General features: G+C 66.6%; 15 protein-coding genes and 1 pseudogene. 14 read left to right on the top strand and 2 right to left on the bottom strand.

From position 1 onward, the window contains the following. Positions 1-102: 102 nt before the first annotated feature. A complete protein-coding gene (locus J2X06_RS08310) occupies positions 103-651 on the bottom strand; it encodes a glutathione peroxidase (RefSeq protein ID WP_310061330.1) in 549 nt (182 codons plus the stop codon). Positions 652-789: 138 nt separating this feature from the next. On the opposite strand from J2X06_RS08310, the gene J2X06_RS08305 reads away from it, so the two are divergent. The 6 genes from J2X06_RS08305 to J2X06_RS08280 all read left to right on the top strand — a co-directional run bounded on the left by J2X06_RS08305 (position 790) and on the right by J2X06_RS08280 (position 5,146). Beyond that, positions 790-1,203 carry a hypothetical protein gene (locus J2X06_RS08305; RefSeq protein WP_310060718.1) on the top strand — a complete coding sequence of 138 codons (414 nt, stop codon included), beginning with the start codon at positions 790-792 and terminating at the stop codon, positions 1,201-1,203. Positions 1,204-1,207: 4 nt separating this feature from the next. Further along, positions 1,208-1,588: a GntR family transcriptional regulator gene (locus tag J2X06_RS08300; RefSeq protein WP_310060716.1), complete on the top strand. Its 381-nt coding sequence runs from the start codon at positions 1,208-1,210 to the stop codon at positions 1,586-1,588. Continuing rightward, on the top strand, positions 1,585-2,484 hold the full coding sequence (locus J2X06_RS08295) for an ABC transporter ATP-binding protein (protein WP_310060714.1): 900 nt from the start codon (positions 1,585-1,587) through the stop codon (positions 2,482-2,484). Before J2X06_RS08300 ends, J2X06_RS08295 begins: the two co-directional genes overlap by 4 nt. After that, complete coding sequence (locus J2X06_RS08290) at positions 2,481-3,524, top strand: hypothetical protein (RefSeq protein ID WP_310060712.1); 1,044 nt, start codon at positions 2,481-2,483, stop codon at positions 3,522-3,524. The genes J2X06_RS08295 and J2X06_RS08290 overlap by 4 nt, the downstream gene beginning before the upstream one ends. A 78-nt stretch (positions 3,525-3,602) precedes the next feature. Further along, entirely contained in the window at positions 3,603-4,421 is an 819-nt protein-coding gene (locus J2X06_RS08285) for a GIN domain-containing protein (protein ID WP_310060710.1), read from the top strand. 41 nt (positions 4,422-4,462) lie between these two features. Beyond that, a complete protein-coding gene (locus J2X06_RS08280) occupies positions 4,463-5,146 on the top strand; it encodes a hypothetical protein (protein WP_310060709.1) in 684 nt (227 codons plus the stop codon). 28 nt (positions 5,147-5,174) lie between these two features. On the opposite strand, the gene J2X06_RS08275 is transcribed toward J2X06_RS08280, so the two are convergent. Further along, positions 5,175-6,608 (bottom strand): class II fumarate hydratase, encoded by a 1,434-nt coding sequence (locus J2X06_RS08275; protein ID WP_310060707.1) that lies wholly within the window; start codon positions 6,606-6,608, stop codon positions 5,175-5,177. Positions 6,609-6,782: 174 nt separating this feature from the next. On the opposite strand from J2X06_RS08275, the gene purB reads away from it, so the two are divergent. The 8 genes and pseudogenes from purB to J2X06_RS08235 form a co-directional block, all read left to right on the top strand. Further along, positions 6,783-8,159 (top strand): adenylosuccinate lyase, encoded by a 1,377-nt coding sequence (gene purB, locus J2X06_RS08270; RefSeq protein ID WP_310060705.1) that lies wholly within the window; start codon positions 6,783-6,785, stop codon positions 8,157-8,159. A gap of 93 nt (positions 8,160-8,252) precedes the next feature. Then, positions 8,253-8,657: a VOC family protein gene (locus tag J2X06_RS08265; RefSeq protein ID WP_310060703.1), complete on the top strand. Its 405-nt coding sequence runs from the start codon at positions 8,253-8,255 to the stop codon at positions 8,655-8,657. 157 nt (positions 8,658-8,814) lie between these two features. Next, positions 8,815-10,113 carry a JmjC domain-containing protein gene (locus J2X06_RS08260; protein WP_430539521.1) on the top strand — a complete coding sequence of 433 codons (1,299 nt, stop codon included), beginning with the start codon at positions 8,815-8,817 and terminating at the stop codon, positions 10,111-10,113. Then, positions 10,110-11,036 carry a GNAT family N-acetyltransferase gene (locus tag J2X06_RS08255; protein WP_310060701.1) on the top strand — a complete coding sequence of 309 codons (927 nt, stop codon included), beginning with the start codon at positions 10,110-10,112 and terminating at the stop codon, positions 11,034-11,036. Before J2X06_RS08260 ends, J2X06_RS08255 begins: the two co-directional genes overlap by 4 nt. Positions 11,037-11,267: 231 nt before the next feature. Then, entirely contained in the window at positions 11,268-14,102 is a 2,835-nt protein-coding gene (locus J2X06_RS08250; RefSeq protein WP_310060699.1) for a 2-oxoglutarate dehydrogenase E1 component, read from the top strand. Positions 14,103-14,162: 60 nt separating this feature from the next. Beyond that, positions 14,163-15,383: a dihydrolipoyllysine-residue succinyltransferase gene (gene sucB / locus J2X06_RS08245; protein ID WP_310060697.1), complete on the top strand. Its 1,221-nt coding sequence runs from the start codon at positions 14,163-14,165 to the stop codon at positions 15,381-15,383. A 149-nt stretch (positions 15,384-15,532) separates the two neighbouring features. Next, positions 15,533-16,975, top strand: a complete 1,443-nt coding sequence (gene lpdA, locus J2X06_RS08240; protein WP_310060695.1) for a dihydrolipoyl dehydrogenase — start codon at positions 15,533-15,535, stop codon at positions 16,973-16,975. Between the two features lie 81 nt (positions 16,976-17,056). Next, positions 17,057-17,815: pseudogene (locus J2X06_RS08235) on the top strand (class I SAM-dependent methyltransferase); the annotation flags it as partial. Positions 17,816-17,879: the final 64 nt, after the last annotated feature.

Here is a 17,879-nt window from a genome sequence, read left to right as displayed (position 1 = left end):
GGTTCCTACTCCTGTCGCGCACCGCGGAGGCGGTGCCGGGTCACGTATTGTCGCGATCGCCGGCAATGCCGGCAATTGCGGGTTTCCTGCATCCAGCAATGCTCAGCGCGAGCGCGGCGCCTTCAGCGCCTTTTCGATGGCAGCCACGACGGCCGGATCGTCTGGCGTGACCTTGCTGCCGAAACTGGCGACGAGCTGCCCGTCGCGACCCAGCAGATACTTGTGGAAGTTCCACTTGGGCGCCTCGCCGGACGCCTTGGCCAGGGTGCGGTACAGCGGCGTGGCTTCGTCGCCCACGACATGCACCTTCTGGAACATCGGGAACTTCACGCCATAGGTCAGCGTGCAGAACTCCTGGATCTGCTTCTCGTCCTCGAATTCCTGCGCCTTGAAGTCGCCCGAGGGGAAGCCCAGCACCGCAAAGCCCTCGCCCTTGTACTTGGCGTGCATCGCTTCCAGCGCCTCGAACTGCGGGGTGTAGCCGCATTTGCTGGCGGTATTGACCACCAGCACCACGTCGCCCCGATAGGTCTTGCCCAGGTCGACCGGGGCCTTGCCGGCCAAGGGGCGATAGCTACCCGACAGCAGGCTGGCGGCAGCCAGCGCAGCCGTGGCGCTCAGGGACAGGGCCAGGACGGCCGAAACAAGCAGGGTTTGGGGACGCATCGGTGGTCTCGTTCAGGGAGCGGGCGAAGTATGACTTCAGTTGGGTGGCCTTGGCTTGACGGAGCGTATTTTGGTGTTATAGTTGCCTACAACACCGGTCTACCAACGAGCAGGATGTTCGCCATGAACCGCAGGCTCCACAACTCGTACACCGCAATGCTGGCCACGGGCGCCGCGCTGGCGCTGGGCCTGATGCTGGCCAGCCCGACCACGCTGAATCCGCAGCCTGAAGCAATCCAGGTGCAGGTCGGAGCCCTGGGCTTCAGCTACCTCCCCGCCAAGGCCGGCGTCGACAATGCTGAACGCGCCAAGGCCCTGACCCGCAGTATCGAGCGCCGGGCCGACCACGTCGAAACGCTGGCCGATGCCGCTGCCCTCACGGCGGAGATCGCCACCGCCGCGGCGCTGACCAGTTCCCTGCGCGAGATCGACCAGGCCGACGCCACCAACGACTCGCCTCGTTCCGCCAACAAGACCCGTCACCGGAGCCGCCAGACTCTAGCCATGCCTTACTTCTCATTCGCACCGCAGGGCTGATCCCATGACCGCCATCCAGTGGAGCGACGGCGCTCCCATCTACCGCCAGTTGAAGGAGCGCGTCGTAGCGATGATGCTCGACGGGGTCCTCAAGCCCGGTGACGCCCTGCCCTCCGTGAGGCAGGTCGCGGCCGAGTATCAGCTCAATCCCATCACTGTCTCGCGCGCCTATCAGGAACTGGCGGACGAGGCTCTAGTCGAAAAACGCCGAGGACTGGGCATGTACGTGACCGAAGAGGCAGCAAGGAAACTGCTCGTCAACGAGCGGGAACGTTTCCTCCGCGAGGAATGGCCGCTGGTGCTCGAGCGCATCCAGCGCCTGGGCCTGAGCATGGAAGATCTGATGACAACCGGCGGCCGCAACGGCGCGGCAGGTGTGCCATGAACGACATCGCATACAACGGCGGCGCCCGCACCCAGACCCGAAACGTGGTCAGTGCCCGGCACCTGCGCAAGGCCTACAAGAACAAGGTGGCACTGGACGACACCGCGTTCGAGATCCCGGCCGGTCGCATCGTCGGCCTGATCGGCCCCAACGGCGCCGGCAAGACCACGGCGCTCAAGGCGATCCTCGGCCTGATTCCGTTCGAGGGCGACTTGTCGGTGCTCGACCGCGACCCGCGCACGCAGCGTGACGAGCTGATGCAGGACGTGTGCTTCATCGCCGACGTCGCGGTGCTGCCGCGCTGGATCCGCGTCAAGGAGGCGATCGAGTTCGTCGCCGGCGTACACCCGCGCTTCGACCGCGCCAAGTGCGAGCGTTTCCTCGCCCACACCCAGCTCAAGCCCAACCTGCGCGTACGTGAGATGTCCAAGGGCATGATCGTGCAGTTGCACCTGGCGCTGGTGATGGCGATCGACGCCAAACTGCTGGTGCTGGACGAGCCGACGCTCGGCCTCGACATCCTCTACCGCAAGCAGTTCTACCAGCGCCTGCTGGAGGACTACTTCGACGAGGAGAAGACCATCATCGTCACCACCCACCAGGTCGAGGAGATCGAACACATCCTCACCGACGTGATGTTCATCCGCGACGGCAAGATCGTGCTGAACCACGACATGGAACACCTGGGCGAGCGCTTCACCGAGGTGATGGTCGATGCCGGCAAGCTCGAGCTGGCCCGCGCGCTCAACCCGATCGACGAGCGCGCTCTGCCGTTCGGCAAGACCGTGATGTTGTTCGACGGCGCCACGGACGACCAGCTCGCCGGACTCGGCGAAACCCGCACGCCGGGGCTGGCCGACCTGTTCGTCGCCACCATGAAGGGGACCTACGCATGAACGCCATTGCAGCCAGCCATCCGCATGCCGCGGTGGCCCACCCCACGCACAAGCTCAAGCTGCTGCTCAAGCGCGAGTTCTGGGAGCACAAGGGCGGCTTCTTCTGGGCCCCGCTGGTCGCCGGCGCGATCTTCCTGGTGCTGAGCCTGATGGGCATCGGCGCCGGCGAGGTGATGCTGCGCAAGGTCCCCGATCAGGCCACGATCAACGTCGAAGGCGGCAGCTTCAAGTTCAACGGACTGAACCTGGGCCAGCTGACCGACAAGCTCAGCCCGGACGAGCTGCGCGAGTTCGGCGGGGTCCTCGACGCCAGCCTGTACATGTCGGCGATGTGGCCCTTCGTGGTGCTGGCCTTCGTCGTGTTCTTCTACTGCCTGGGCAGCCTGTACGACGACCGCAAGGACCGCAGCGTGCTGTTCTGGAAGTCGCTGCCCGTCTCCGACCGCGACACCGTGCTGTCAAAAGTGCTCAGTGCCACCGTGATGGCTCCGGCGATTGCCATTGGCGCCGCCGTGCTGACCATGTTCGGCTCGCTGATCCTGTACAGCCTGGTGGTGCTCATGCACGGCGGCAATCCGGCCACGCTGCTGTGGGCGCCGGCCAGTCCGCTCAAGGTGGCCGCACACCTGATCGCCTCTCTCCCGATCTACGCGCTGTGGGCGATGCCGACCGTGGGCTGGCTGATGCTGTGCTCGGCCTGGGCCAAGAGCAAGCCGTTCCTGTGGGCGATCATGATTCCGGTGTTCGCAGGCATCTTCGTCAGCTGGTTCGACCTGATGCACGCCTTCAACCTGGAGTCGGTGTGGTTCTGGAAGAACGTCGTGGCCCGCGCCCTGCTCAGCGTGGCACCGGCCAGCTGGTTCGACGCGGCGAATATCGGTCCGGTCAATGTCGAAGGCCCGCAGGCGATCCACTCGGTGGTCAACCTGGGCACGATGTATTCGGTCCTGGCAACGCCGCAACTTTGGCTCGGCGTGGTGGCCGGCGTGCTGATGATCATCGCGGCGATCCGCCTGCGCCGCTGGCGGGACGAGGGCTGAGCCCTGCTCGGGACCGCGACTGCAACCATCGGTCGCGGTCCCGCATCACAACGCCCAGTCCACGAAGGAATCCGAGCCATGCGTCCCAGCCACACTGTCCTCCTTGCCGTTGCATCGTTCCTTTCCATGGCCGCACACGATGCCGCCGCCCAGGAAGACCGCCATTGCCCGCACTCGCAGCCTCGCAACCTGCAGTTGGACCTCACCGGTGTGAAGGCCGTGGTGTTCGACATCGGACCCCACGACCTGCGAGTCAACGCTTCGGCCAACGCTCGCGGTGGAGTCCAGGGCAAGGCCTGCAGTTCGGATGAGCAGGAGTTGCCGCTGCTCACGCTGACCCAGGAGCGCAGCGGCGACAAGCTGCTGGTCCGCGCCCAGCGCGAGCAGATCCAGAACGGCTTCTTCAAGGACACCGCGTCGCTGGGTCGACATCTGTTTGGCAACCACTATTCCTACCTGACGTTGACCGCCGACATTCCCGCGGGAATGCCGGTGCAGCTCAAGGTGGGTTCCGGCGATGCGGTCGTGGTCGGCGCGACCTCATTGAGCGCCGATGTCGGCTCCGGCGACGTCCAGGCCCGCGGCATTCGCGGTCTGGTCGAGGCCCATGTCGGTTCCGGCGACATCGAACTGGACGACATCGGCGAACTGAAAGTCCGGTCGGTCGGCTCCGGCGACATCAGCGCCCGCCGCATCGCGCGCGGCGCCGAAGTAAAGAGCGTTGGCTCGGGCACCGTCGAACTGCAAACCGTGGGCGGCAACGTCGACGTCGGCAGTATCGGTTCCGGCGACCTCGACGTCCGGGATGTGCGCGGTGCCCTTTCGGTGCGTTCCGTCGGCAGCGGCTCGGTGGACCACAGCGCCGTCGCCGGCGGCGTGTCGTTGCCCGAGCAGTGATCAAGGCAACGCCTTCCACTTACCCTGAGCGAACACAAGCCATGAACTCCTCCGTCCGCACCCTCGTCGTCGCCGCGCTGCTGTCCAGCCTGCCGCTGCTCGGCGCCTGCGAATCCAAGGCCCCGGCTCCGGCCGGGAACGATCACGTCGAGCCCACCGCCTCGGTGATTTCCAAGGCGACCCGCGAAGCGCTCAAGGAAGTCCGCAAGGAGCTGGCCGAAGGCAACATCTCGATCTCCGACGATCATGGGCAGCACGGAAAAGCCGAGATCACGCCCCAGGGCGACCTGCTCATCGACGGCCGAGCCATCACCATCACGGCCGAACAGCGCAAGCTGCTGCTTGAACATCGTGGCCACATCATCGCGTTGGCCGAGGCCGGCGCCGAAGTCGGCATGCAGGGCGCGGACCTGGCCACCAAGGCCATGGGCGAGGCGCTGAAGGGCGTATTCACCGGCAATACCGACGAGATCGAAAAGCGCGTCGAAGCCGAGGCCGGCAAGATGAAGGCATCGGCGTTGAAGCTGTGCGACAAGCTGCCGGCGATGATGGCGTCGCAGCAGAAGCTGAAGGCGTCGCTGCCCGAATTCGCGCCGTACGCAACGATGGACCAGGACGACATCAAGGACTGCCGCGACGAGGTGGTGGAGCGCGAAGGCACCAAGCACGAGAACTTCGCAGCCAAGGCGGCCGCGGAGCCGTCCAAGGAACCGGCCAGGCAGTAAGCCGACTGTTCGCTAGGGCGTGGCGGCGTCAACCGCCGCCACCGCCTCCGCCTTGCTGGATGCCCCCGCGCGTCAGGGCCGTGGGATCCAGCAGTCGACGCAATTCCTTCTCCGGCAAACCCGTCGCCTCGACCGCGACATCGAGCACGGCGCGTCCTTCCTTGTAGGCCTGCTTGGCGATGGCCGCTGCCTTCTCGTAACCGATGATCGGGTTGAGCGCGGTGACCAGGATCGGATTGCGGTCCAGTGCCTCGCGCACACGGTCCTGGCGCGGTTTGATTCCGGCGATCGCATCGTCGGCGAGCAGGCGCATGACACGGGCCAGCAGTCCGATCGAATCGAGCAGGTCGCAGGCGATCAGCGGCAGCATCACGTTGAGCTGGAAGTTACCGCTCTGGCCGGCCACGGTAATCGCGGCGTGATGGCCGATGACCTGCGCGCACACCATGCAGGTCGCTTCCGGGATCACCGGATTGACCTTGCCCGGCATGATCGAACTGCCCGGCTGCAATGCCGGCAGTTCGATTTCGCCCAGCCCCGCCAGCGGTCCGGAATTCATCCAGCGCAGGTCGTTGGCGATCTTCATCAGTGCCACCGCCAGCGCATTGAGCTGACCTGACAGCTCGACCGCATCGTCCTGCGAGGCGATGCCTTCGAACTTGTCGTCAGCCGATTCGAACTTCGTCCCCGACAACACCGAAAGCGACCTGGCCATGGCCTTGCCGAAGCGCGGATCGGCGTTGATGCCGGTGCCGATGGCGGTGCCGCCGATCGGCAGGCGACGCAGGCGTTTGAGCGCATCCTCGATACGCCCCTGCGCCGAGGCCAGTTGCGCCGCCCAGGCGCCGAACTCCTGCGCGAAGGTCAGCGGCATCGCGTCCATCAGGTGGGTGCGGCCGGTCTTGGTGACCTTGCCCAGCGCCCGTCCCTTGGCCTCGATGGCCTTGCGCAGGTGCTTCAATGACGGCAGCAGTTGCTCGACGGTGGCGATCTGCGCCGAGACGCGGATCGCAGTCGGGATCACGTCGTTGGAGCTCTGGCCGAGGTTGACGTGGTCGTTGGGATGTACGGCCTTGGCACCCGCCTTGCCGCTACGCGTGGCCAGCGTGGCAATGACCTCGTTGGCGTTCATGTTGCTCGACGTGCCCGAGCCGGTCTGGAACACGTCGATCGGGAACTGGGCATCGTGCTCGCCCTGCGCCACGCTCAATGCCGCCGCGCGGATCGCGCTCGCGGCGCCCTTGCCGAGCAGACCCAACCCGCCATTGACCTCGGCCGCGGCGGCTTTGATCAGCCCAAGCGCGCGAATGAACTCCCGCGGCATCGGGCGACCGGATATCGGGAAGTTCTGCACCGCGCGCTGGGTCTGCGCGCCCCACAGCGCATCGGCCGGCACTCGCAGCTCGCCCATGCTGTCGTGTTCGGTGCGAAAGCGCGGGCTGCGGGCGCGTCTGGTGGCCATGGCGGTGTCCTCGATCCATCGTTTGGCCGCAGCTTACGCCGTGGGTGCGCAAGCCGCTTTCACCGGTGACGCTGCCCCACGGTCCGCCCGCCCCGCGGAGGGCTGAAAAGCCGGCCGGCAGGCCCTGATCGGGCTGGCTGTAGAATGGCGGGCTCGCTTCCCAATGCCCCTGCCATGTCCAGCCAGATCGAAACCCAGCTGCTCGCCCTGTCCCCGCTCGATGGCCGCTATGCCGGCAAGGTCGATGCGCTGCGCCCGATCTTTTCCGAGTACGGCCTGATCAAGGCGCGCGTGAAGGTCGAGGTCGAATGGCTGCTCGCATTGGCGAACGAGCCGGGCATCGTCGAGCTCAAGCCTTTCTCCGAAGCCGCCGCTGCCCGCCTGCGCGCGCTTGCCGACGACCTGTCGCCCGCCGATGCCGCGCGGGTCAAGGAGATCGAGCGCACCACCAACCACGACGTCAAGGCGGTGGAGTACCTGATCAAGGAGCGCCTGAAGGACGACGCCGAGTTGGGGCCGGCGCTGGAGTTCGTGCACTTCGCCTGCACCTCCGAGGACATCAACAACCTCAGCTATGCACTGATGCTCAACCAGGCGCGGCAGTTCGTACTGCTGCCCAAGCTCGACGAGCTGATCCAGAAGCTGCGCGCGATGGCGCACGAACATGCAGCGCTGCCGATGCTGTCGCGCACGCACGGCCAGACCGCTTCGCCGACCACCGTCGGCAAGGAACTGGCCAACGTCGTCGCCCGCCTGCAGCGCCAGGGCGAGACCCTGGCCGGCGCCCGCATGCCGGGCAAGATCAACGGCGCGGTCGGCAACTACAACGCCCACGTCGCCGCTTATCCGGATGTCGACTGGGCGAAGTTCTCCGAGCACTTCGTGCATTCGCTTGGACTGAACTGGCAGCCCTACACCACCCAGATCGAGCCGCACGACGGCATCGCCGAGGTCTGCGATGCGGCCAAGCGCATCGACACCATCTGCATCGACCTGTGCCGCGACGTGTGGGGCTACATCTCGCTGGGCTATTTCAAGCAGGCGGTCAAGGCCGGCGAAGTGGGCAGCTCGACGATGCCGCACAAGGTCAACCCGATCGACTTCGAGAACGCCGAAGGCAACTTCGGCATCGCCAATGCGCTGTTCGAGCACTTCGCCGCCAAGCTGCCGATCAGCCGCTGGCAGCGCGACCTCACCGACTCCACCGTGCTGCGCGCGCTGGGCACCGCGTTTGGGCATGCGCTGATCGGCTTCGATGCGTTGCAGCGCGGCCTGGGCAAGCTCAGTGCCAACCCGGAGCGCCTGGCGGCCGACCTCGACGCAGCCTGGGAAGTATTGGCCGAAGCCGTGCAGACGGTGATGCGCCGCCACGGCCTGCCGAACCCGTACGAGCAGCTCAAGGCACTGACCCGGGGACAGGGCATCAACGAGGCGTCCATGCGCGAGTTCATCGCGTCGCTGGAACTCCCCGCGGCGGACAAGCAGCGCCTGATGGAGATGACGCCGGGCAGCTACACCGGCTTGGCGGAGCGGTTGGCGCGCGAGATCTGACGTAGCCCCTCATCCGCCCGGATCAGGTCGGGGCAAGCGCTCCGGGGTGAGGGCAAGGAAGCGGCAACGAACTGCGCAACCAGGGAAAACACCATGCACCTGCTGCTCAACATCGACGTCGCGGACCTCGCCTCGGCCGAGGCGTTCTACAGCACCGCTTTCGGGTTGAAGGCCGCGCGCCGCTTCGGCAGCGCCGGCGTCGAAATGCTGGGTGCACAGGCGCCCATTTACCTGCTGCAAAAAGACGCCGGCACGATTGGCGCCGGCGCCATGGCCCGCGACTATGTGCGGCACTGGACGCCCATCCACTGCGACGTGGTGGTGGACGACCTGGACGTCGCGCTCGCCCGTTCACTGGACGCCGGTGCCGTGCAGGAAGGCGCGATCCGCCAAGCCGACTGGGGCCGCATCGTGACGGTCGCCGATCCGTTTGGCCACGGCTGGTGCCTGCTGCAGTTCCGGGGCCGCGGTTACGATGAGATCGCCACGCATTCCTGATCGTCATGCCGCGTTCCGCTTCGATTTCCTAATGTTCCACCCCTTCCACGGGATGGACGACATGCCGGCCGGATAACCGCCGCCATGGCGTAGCTACAGCAACACCAAGGGTCCACGCGTTGGACTCAGGCGATCCGGCCTGACGCCGGACGACGGCATGAAACATAAAGAGATCGAAGAACACATGGCGAAGCAAACCAAGCCGCAAAAGCAGACCAGCCCCGCGAAGAAGCCGGGCAAGCAGACCGCTGTGACCGCCTCCATCCCCATCGAGGTCGATGCAGCCAACCTGCCCCCGCTCGGCATGCCCGCCGCGCAGTTCCTTCGCGATTACTGGCAGAAAAAACCGCTGTTGATCCGCAATGCCTTCCCCGCATTCGAGTCGCCGATCCAGCCCGAGGACCTGGCCGGCCTGGCCTGCGAAGAGGCCGCGTTGTCGCGCATCGTCATGCACGACCGCGCCAACGATCGCTGGACCCTGCGCCACGGCCCGTTCGCGGAGGACGAGTTCCCCGGCATGCCACACCAGGACTGGACGCTGCTGGTGCAGGACGTGGACAAGTGGGACGCCGACGTCGCCGCGGTACTGCAGGCCTTCCCTTTCCTGCCGCGTTGGCGCATCGACGACATCATGGTGTCCTTCGCCGCACCGGGCGGCTCGGTCGGCGCGCATGTCGATCAGTACGACGTATTCCTGCTTCAAGCGCAGGGCCATCGCCGCTGGCAGATCGATAACGGCCCCAATCCGCCGCTCGGCTTCCGCAACGATGTGGAACTCAAGCTACTGCGTGAGTTCACTCCGACGCACGAATGGGTGCTCGGCCCCGGCGACATGCTCTACCTGCCGCCCGGCGTGCCGCACCATGGCGTTGCGCAGGATGCCTGCCTGACCTTCTCCGTCGGCATGCGCGCGCCGTCTGCCGCGGAACTGCTCGGCGACTTCGTCGACACCCTGGCGGCCGATGCCGACGAGGCCCTGCGTTACCGCGATCCCGACCTGGCGCCTCCGGCGGATGCCAACGAGATCGACGTGGCGGCGATGAACCGCGCCGTCGAAGCGTTGAACCTGTTGCGCATGAACGACCCGGACCGCCTCGGCGACTGGTTCGGCCGATTCATCACCGTCTACCGCGCCGCCGGCGAAGTGCATCCCGGCGGCGAGCAGCGCTCGCGCATCGAGATCGAATGGGACCTGCAACAGGGCGCCACGCTGCATCGACACCCGTGGTCGCGCATGGCCTGGCGCCGAGCGCACGGAAAGAACGCGCCTGCGCGCCTGTTCGTGAGCGGCCAGGAACATCTGCTTCCGGCCGACGATGCGCAGCGCATCGCCGGTTCGGAAACACTCGATGGCGCCGCTTATGCCGCGCTGTCCGAGGCCGGCCGCGATCGCGTGTTCGAACTCCTGCAGGCGGGCCATTACCATCTGACGCTGGGCGACGAGGAAGAAGAATGAGCATCAACGGCAGCCAGGCACAGGCCGCAGGGGAATTCACCGTCGCCATCGTCGAATTCGCGGATGCGCGTGCGGACCTGCATGCGGTGCGCGAGCATGTCTTCATCGTCGAACAGGGCGTGCCTGCGGAGATCGAACGCGACGCGCTCGATCCGCTGTGCCGGCACGTGATCGCCCGCGACGCCGACGACCAGCCGATAGGCGCGGGTCGCCTGACACCGGACCGGCGCATCGGCCGCATGGCGGTGCTCCCTGACTGGCGCGGTCGCGGCGTCGGCGAGGCCATGTTGCAGGCATTGGTGGAGGAGGCTTGCCAACTGGGCTGGCACGAGGTCTCGCTGCATGCGCAGGTATCCGCGCTGACCTTCTATTCCCGCCACGGCTTCGTGCCATACGACCCGCGCTTCGTCGAGGCCGGCATCGACCACCAGTCGATGCGGCGCCGGCTCGATGCGGCCACGCCCGTGGAGGGCCGCGAGGCCGCCCAGGCCGCGTTGCTGGGCGTCATCGCCGGGGCGCGCCGGCAATTGCTGATCTACAGCCGCGAACTGGATCCGGGCCTGCTGGACCAGTCCGAGGTCGTCTCCGCCCTGCGCCGCTTCGCCACCGGAGGCGGCGAGATCCGGATCCTGCTGCAAGACACGGCCACGCCGCAGCGGGCCCTGGCTCCACTGCTGGGCCTGGGCCAGCGCCTGACGACTGCCTTCGCGTTTCGCGCCATCGAGGAGCCGATCGACCGTGATTACCCGTCCGCCTACGCCGCCAACGACCGCGGCGGCTGGTATTTCCGAGCGCTGGGCCATCGCTTCGAGGGCGAGTGCCGCATGGACGACCCGGCCCGGGTCCGGCAACTGCATGCCCTGTTCGAACCGGTCTGGGAGCGGGCCCGCCCGTGCTCGGAATTCCGGGCGCTGGGGCTGTAGGCCGGCCCGGACAGGACCGTCTCCCGGTTGCTCGCCTTGAAGCGGCGGCCCGGGGCCCAACCTCCTGTCATGGATTGGCCATCGTGGGCCTTTCGACATAAGTGTTAGCCGCTGACTCACATCGTCCCGCTATAATTCCGAGTCTTAAGTGCCTGAATAGCCGCATGCGCCCCCGCGCAGTGTCCAGACAGGCCTTTCCACCCTCTCCCATCGAGTTGCCCGATCGCCATCGTGGACAGTCTTCTCAAGCAGTTTGCCCAGTCCTCCCAACTCGGCGCCAACGCCGCCTACATCGAGGATCTGTACGAGCAGTACCTGGTTTCTCCCGACAGTGTCGGGCCCAAATGGAAGACCTACTTCGACGGCCTGAAGGGTCGCGAAGCCGGTGACGTGCCGCATTCGGCGGTCATCGACCAGATCGCCGAGGCCGCCCGTCAGGCCTCGCGCGGCGTGGTCGCGGCTACCGGCGCTGGCGCCGGCGACGAACGCGAACGCCAGGTCGGCCGACTGATCACTGCCTATCGCTCGCGCGGTCACCTTGCAGCGGACATCGACCCGCTGGGCCTGTGGCAGAAGCCGGAAGCCCCGGACCTCGGCCTGGCCTTCCACCGCCTGTCCGAAAGCGACCTGAAGGCCGAGTTCAGCACCGGCGGCGTCGGCGGTCATGACCGCATGAAGCTAGGCGACCTGCTGAACCTGCTCAAGGCCACCTACACCGGCCCGGTCGGCGCCGAGTTCATGCACATCACCGACGCCGAACAGCGTCGCTGGGTCTACGAGCGCCTGGAAAAAGCCGGCGGCAAGTTCGGCCGCACGGCCGAGGACAAGAAGCGCATCCTCGAGCGGTTGACCGCCGCCGATGGCCTGGAGCGTTATCTGGGCACCAAGTACGTCGGCCAGAAGCGCTTCTCGCTGGAAGGCGGCGACTCGCTGATCCCGCTGATGGACACCACCATCCGCCGCGCCGGCGAACAGGGCGCCAAGGACGTGGTGATCGGCATGGCCCACCGCGGTCGCCTCAACGTGCTGATCAACACGCTCGGCAAGCCGCCGCGTCATCTGTTCGACGAGTTCGAAGGCAAGTTCGAGCACGTCCACAGCGACCTGGCCCACCAGGGCGACGTGAAGTACCACATGGGCTTCTCCGCCGACGTCGCCACTCCGGGCGGCCCGGTGCACCTGGCGCTGGCGTTCAACCCCTCGCACCTGGAAATCGTCGACCCGGTGGTCGCGGGCAGCGTGCGTTCGCGCCAGACCCGCCGCGGCGACAAGGGTCGCGAGCAGGTGCTGCCGGTGCTGATCCACGGCGACGCCGCGTTCGCCGGCCAGGGCGTGGTGATGGAACTGCTGCAGATGTCGCAGGCGCGTGGTTTCGCCGTCGGCGGCACGCTGCACATCGTCATCAACAACCAGGTCGGCTTTACCACCAGCGCCGTGCAGGATGCGCGCTCGACGTTGTACTGCACGGACGTGGCCAAGATGGTCGGCGCGCCGGTGCTGCACGTGAACGGCGACAACCCGGAAGCGGTGGTGTTCTGCGCCGAACTGGCGCTGGACTTCCGCAACCGCTTCGGCAGGGACGTGGTCATCGACCTGGTCTGCTATCGCCGCCACGGCCATAACGAGGCCGACGAACCGGCAGCGACCCAGCCGGTGATGTACCAGATCATCCGCAAGCACAAGACGCCGCGCGAGCTCTACGCGCAGAAGCTGGTCGAGGAAGGCACGCTGGCCGCCGAACAGGCGCAGGCGCTGGTCGACGGCTACCGGCAGAAGCTCGACGACGGCGCGGTCACCACCGAGGTGGTCGAGGTCAAGCCGGACGAGTTCACCATCGACTGGTCGAAGTACCTGTCGGGCAAGCTGAGCGATCCGGTCGACACCACCTTCGACCGCAAGAAGCTCGACAAGCTGGCCACGACCATCAACGACGTCCCGGCCGACCTCAAGCTGCACCCGCGCGTGGCCAAGATCTACGAGGACCGCCGCAAGATGGCGGCCGGCGAGCTCGGCGGCGACTGGGGCTTCGCCGAGAACCTCGCCTACGCGACGCTGCTGGACGAGGGCTACAAGCTGCGCCTGGTCGGCCAGGACTGCGGCCGCGGCACGTTCTTCCACCGCCACGCGATCCTGCACGAGCAGACCAACGACGAGTACGTGCTGCCGCTGCGTCGCCTGGTCAAGAATCCGGTCGACGTCACCATCATCGACTCGCTGCTCAGCGAAGAAGCGGTGATGGGCTTCGAGTATGGCTACGCCACCGCCGACCCCACCACGCTGGACATCTGGGAAGCGCAGTTCGGCGACTTCGCCAACGGCGCGCAGGTCGTCATCGACCAGTTCCTGTCGTCGGGCGAGGCCAAGTGGGGCCGCCTGTGCGGCCTGGCGCTGTTCCTGCCGCACGGCTACGAAGGCCAGGGGCCGGAGCACAGCTCCGCGCGCCTGGAGCGCTTCCTGCAGTTGTGCGCGCTGGAGAACATGATCGTCTGCACGCCGACCACGCCGGCGCAGGCCTACCACATGATCCGCCGGCAGATGCGCATGACCACGCGCAAGCCGCTGGTGGTGATGACGCCCAAGTCGCTGCTGCGCCACAAGCTGGCCGTGTCGACGATGGACGAACTGGCCAAGGGCGAGTTCCAGCAGCTGATTCCCGACGCCAGCGCCGACGCCAAGAAGGTCACGCGCGTGGTCGTGTGCGGCGGCAAGGTCTACTACGACCTGCTGGAAGAGCAGCAGAAGCAGGGCCTGGGCAATGTCGCCATCGTCCGCATCGAGCAGCTCTACCCGTTCCCGCGTCCGCAACTGACGGCCGAACTGAAGCGTTTCACCAAGGCCACCGACGTGGTCTGGTGCCAGGAAGAGCCGCAGAACCAGGGCGCGTGGTACCAGATCCGCCACCACCTGGCCGCCTGCATGCATTCCGGCCAGACGCTGCACTACGCCGGCCGCGCACGCTCGCCGTCGCCGGCCGCCGGTCACCTCGCCGACCATGTCGCCGAGCAGACCGCGCTGGTCGCCGACGCCCTGATGAACCCGCTGCGCGGCGAAGTCACCGTCGAATAACCGTCAACGCCCGCCACTTTTGCGCCACTCATTCATTACGCAATCCAGGATGCCCGCACCATGAGCACCGAGATCAAAGTTCCTGTCCTGCCCGAGTCCGTCTCCGACGCCACCATCGCCACCTGGCACAAGAAGGTCGGTGACGCCGTCAAGCGCGACGAGAACATCGTCGACCTCGAGACCGACAAGGTCGTGCTCGAAGTGCCCTCGCCCGTCGACGGCGTGATCAAGGAAATCAAGTTCCCCGAAGGCACGACCGTGAACAGCCAGCAGCTGATCGCTGTCGTCGAGGAAGGCGCCGCCGCGGCCGCACCGGCCCCGGAGAGCAAGGCCGCGATGGACGCCAAGAACGTCGCCGCCACCACCGCCGAGGCACAGCCGGTGCAGCCCAAGCCCGAGGCGCCCAAGCCCGCCGCCGCTCCGGCCGCCGCCGCTGAACTGCCGCCGGGCGCGCGCTTCACCGCCGTCACCCAGGGCATCGATCCGTCGCAGGTCGAAGGGACCGGCCGTCGCGGCGCGGTGACCAAGGAAGACCTGGTCAACTACGCCAGCGGCAAGACCGCCGGCGTCGCCGGCGGCGCGCGTCCGGAAGAGCGCGTGCCGATGACCCGCATGCGCGCCCGCATCGCCGAGCGCCTGATGCAGTCGAAGAACTCGATCGCGATGCTGACCTCCTTCAACGAGGTCAACCTCGGCAAGGTCATGGCGATGCGCAAGGAGCTGGGCGAGCAGTTCGAGAAGGCCAACGGCATCAAGCTCGGCTTCATGAGCTTCTTCGCCAAGGCCGCCGCCAACGCGCTGCAGAAGTACCCGGTGGTCAACGCCTCGGTCGACGGCAACGACGTGATCTATCACGGCTACGCTGACATCTCGATCGCGGTGTCGACCGACAAGGGCCTGGTCACGCCGGTGCTGCGCAATGTCGAGCGCATGGGCTTCGCCGACGTGGAGAAGGGCATCGCCGACTACGCCAAGAAGGCGCGCGACGGCAAGCTGGCGCTGGAGGACCTGCAGGGAGGCACGTTCACCATCACCAACGGCGGCACCTTCGGCTCGCTGATGTCGACGCCGATCGTGAACCCGCCGCAGTCGGCGATCCTGGGCATGCATGCCATCAAGGAACGCCCGATCGCCGAGAACGGCCAGATGGTGATCGCGCCGATGATGTACATCGCGCTGTCCTACGACCACCGCATCATCGACGGCAAGGAAGCGGTGCTGTTCCTGGTCGACATCAAGAACCAGCTAGAGAACCCGCACCGCATGCTGCTCGGCATGTAATGCGCCGAGCCCCTCTCCCGCCGCGGGAGAGGGGTTGGGGTGAGGGCGCGGCAAGCTCGCGACCAGTTCCAACCACCCCGCTCCGCCGACCCTCATCCGCCCTTCGGGCACCTTCTCCCGGCAGGGAGAAGGAAAAGCAGGAAAAGAAAATGAGCGAACAGCAGAATTTCGATGTCGTCGTCATCGGCGCCGGCCCGGCCGGCTACCACGCCGCCATCCGCGCCGCGCAGCTCGGCCTGAAAACCGCCTGCATCGACGCCGCGCTCGGCAAGGACGGCAAGCCGGCCCTCGGCGGCACCTGCCTGCGCGTGGGCTGCATCCCGTCCAAGGCGCTGCTCGACAGCTCGCGCCAGTTCTACAACCTCAACCACCTGTTCGGCGAGCACGGCATCACCACCAAGGATGCCAAGATCGACGTCGGCACGATGATTGGCCGCAAGGACAAGATCGTGAAGCAGTTCACCGGCGGCATCGCGATGCTGTTCAAGGCCAATAAGGTCACGCCGTTCTACGGCTTCGGCCAGCTGCAGCCGGGCAACGTGGTCAAGGTCAGGCAGCACGACGGCTCCGAGGTCGAGCTCAAGGCCACCAACGTGGTCATCGCCGCCGGCTCGGATTCGATCGAATTGCCGTTCGCCAAGTTCGACAACGACACCGTCGTCGACAACGTCGGCGCGCTCGACTTCACCGCCGTTCCCAAGCGCCTGGGCGTGATCGGCGCTGGCGTGATCGGCCTGGAGCTGGGCAGCGTGTGGAAGCGACTGGGCAGCGAGGTCACCATCCTCGAAGCCCTGCCCGACTTCCTCGCCCTCGCCGACGCCGAGGTCGCCAAGACCGCGGCCAAGGAATTCAAGAAGCAGGGCCTGGACATCAAGCTCGGCGCGAAGGTCAGCAAGGCCGAAGTCAAGGGTAAAGGCAAGTCCAAGGAAGTCGAAGTCACCTACTCCGACGCGCAAGGCGAAAAGACCATCGTCGTCGACAAGCTGCTGGTCTCCGTCGGCCGTCGCGCCGCGACCAAGGGCCTGTTGGCCGAAGGCACCGGCGTGAAGCTGGATGCGCGCGGCATGATCGAGGTCGATGCGCATTGCCACACCGGCGTCGACGGCGTCTGGGCTGTGGGCGACTGCGTACGCGGCCCGATGCTGGCACACAAGGGCTTCGAGGAAGGCATCGCCGTGGCTGAGCTGATCGCCGGCCTGCCGGGTCACGTCAACCTCGACACGATTCCGTGGGTGATCTACACCGAACCGGAAATCGCCTGGGTCGGCAAGACCGAAGGGCAGCTCAAGGAAGAAGGCACGCCGTACAAGACCGGCAGCTTCCCGTTCGCGGCGATCGGCCGCGCCGTGGCCATGGGCGAGCCGGCCGGCTTCGTCAAGGTCATCGCGCATGCCGAGACCGACCGCGTGCTCGGCATGCACCTGGTCGGCGTAGGCGTGTCGGAGCTGGTGCACGAAGGCGTGCTGACGATGGAGTTCAGCGGTTCGGCCGACGACCTCGCGCGCATCTGCCACGCCCACCCGACGCTGTCCGAAGCCGTCCACGATGCGGCCATGGCCGTCGCCAAGCGTTCGATCCACAAGGCGAACTGACCGGTCGCGACATGAGCCGTTCCAGGGCCGCCATCACCCACCCGGTGCTGGCGGCCTTTTGTTTTTCAGCGAGGCGTCGCCATGACTGAAGGCAATCCGATCCGCAACGTGTCCGATACCGCCTCATGGGTGGCGATCTACCGCGCGATGGAAAGCGAGCGGCCCGATGCGTTGTTCGACGACCCCTACGCCCGCCGCCTTGGCGGCGAACGCGGCGAGGCGATCGTCAAGGCGCTGCCGCGCGGCGCATCGATGAGCTGGCCGATGGTGGTGCGCACCGCGGTAATGGACGAGATCGTGCTGCGCTGCGTGCACGAGGGCGCGGCGACCGTGCTCAATCTCGCCGCGGGACTCGACGCACGCCCTTATCGACTGGCGCTGCCGCCGACATTGCGTTGGCTGCATGTGGACCTGCCGGACATGGTCGATTATTTCCGCGAGAACATGGCCGGCGAAACGCCGCATTGCGCGCTGGAATTCATTCCCGCCGACCTGCGCGACGCCGGGGCACGGCGCGCGGTGTTCGCCCGTGCCGCCGAAAAGGGGCCGGTGCTGGCGATCACCGAAGGCCTGCTGATCTATCTGGAACCGGACCAGGTCGCCGAACTGGCGCGCGACCTGCACGACGTTGCGCGCGCCACGTGGTGGCTGACCGACCTGGCTTCACCCATGCTGCTCAAGCTGCTGGAACGTCGCTGGTCGCCCAAACTTCGCGAGGGCAATGCTCCGTTCCGATTCGGCCCGGCCGAGGGAACCGCGTTCTTCGCACCGCTAGGCTGGCGCGAGGCGGAGTTCCGCTCGACGTGGGACGAATCCTTCCGCCTCAACCGGACCATGCCCGGTGCATGGCTCTGGAAGTTCCTGTCGAAGTTCCAGTCCAAGCGGCGCCAGGAAGAAGGGCGAC

Source organism: Lysobacter niastensis (assembly GCF_031457115.1).
GTDB lineage: Bacteria > Pseudomonadota > Gammaproteobacteria > Xanthomonadales > Xanthomonadaceae > Lysobacter_J > Lysobacter_J niastensis_A.
Note: the sequence above shows the minus strand (reverse complement) of the source record. Positions and strands in the feature narration are given on the sequence as shown.